The sequence below is a fragment of the Planktothrix paucivesiculata PCC 9631 genome (genome assembly GCF_900009265.2).
Classification (GTDB): Bacteria; Cyanobacteriota; Cyanobacteriia; order Cyanobacteriales; family Microcoleaceae; genus Planktothrix; species Planktothrix paucivesiculata.
Map to the genome: position 1 here is coordinate 1 of NZ_LR735085.1, position 1,170 is coordinate 1,170.

Genomic DNA, 1,170 nt, shown 5'->3' on the forward strand with positions numbered 1-1,170 from the left:
TGGGTAATGGGTAATGGGTAATGGGTAATGGGTAATACTTCGACTTCGCTCAGTAACAGGGTAATGGGTAATAGACTGACAACTGGTACGGGCGGGTTCTTTTAGATCTTTGTTAATCACTTAAATCTTAATGAACCCGCCCCTACAACTGATAACTGATTAAGTTGCCTCGGAATTTCCTCCTGCAAATTGAATCGGACTACCAGGTTGACCAATATTGGTATCAAATTTAAAGTCGGTGATTCCATCAAGAATTGCAATCAATTCTGTCTGTTCTCCAGTTAATAAATAGATCGCTGTTCCTTGAGGTAAATTTTCCGGGGCGGCGGCGGGTAAATAATTACCAGGGCCTAAAAGAATCACATCTTCGGTGGGATTAAAATTAAGAATTAGGGCATAATCCACAAATCCAATAATACTTCCTGCCCCATTAACATAATAGGTTTGAGTTCCGTCTCCCAAAACAAAAGTATCATTCCCCACTCCTCCGCTTAACGTATCAATTTCCACAAATCCCGCCGGTTGAGAATTGGGGTCAACACCAATCAGGAAATCATTTCCCTTATCACCACTGACGAAATCATTGCCAGCGCCACCAATCAGGGTATCATCCCCTTGACCTCCATAAAGGCTATCATCACCTTTACCACCATTGACCTGATCATTTTGCTTATCCCCCCGCAGAAAATCATTCCCCAGACCTCCCCCAAGGGAATCTTCGCCTTGACCGCCCTGGAGAAAATCATCATCCTCTGCGCCCCCTATGGTGTCATTATCTTCTCCGCCATAAAGGGTATCGCTGCGAAGTCCGCCGTCAATACTGTCATCACCCGTGTCCCCGAAAATTAGATCCCGACCATCCTCACCTAAGAGGGTGTCGTTGTTAATTCCCCCATAGAAGGTATCGTTATCCGCCCCTCCATTGAGCAAATCATCCCCTTTATTCCCTTGTAGCAGGTCGTTTCCCCCTTCTCCAATCAGGGTATCGTTGTTTTGACCGCCATAGAGAATATCATTACCCCCATTCCCGTTCAGGGAATCATCTCCGGTAAATCCTGAAATCAGGTCATCCCCGCCTAAACCAGCGACTAAATCTTGTCTCTCAGTTCCCAATAAGGTATCGTTTCCCTCGCTTCCCTGCACCAGAGATGTTGTGATTGGGGTGGGGGT

Annotated in this window: 1 protein-coding gene; it reads right to left on the bottom strand. The window is 46.0% G+C overall.

Features of this window, described 5'->3' with window-relative positions; genetic code table 11:
• Nucleotides 1–159: 159 nt before the first annotated feature.
• The coding region (locus PL9631_RS25685) for a calcium-binding protein (protein ID WP_083624823.1) at nt 160–1,170 on the bottom strand (1,011 nt) is incomplete at its 5' end.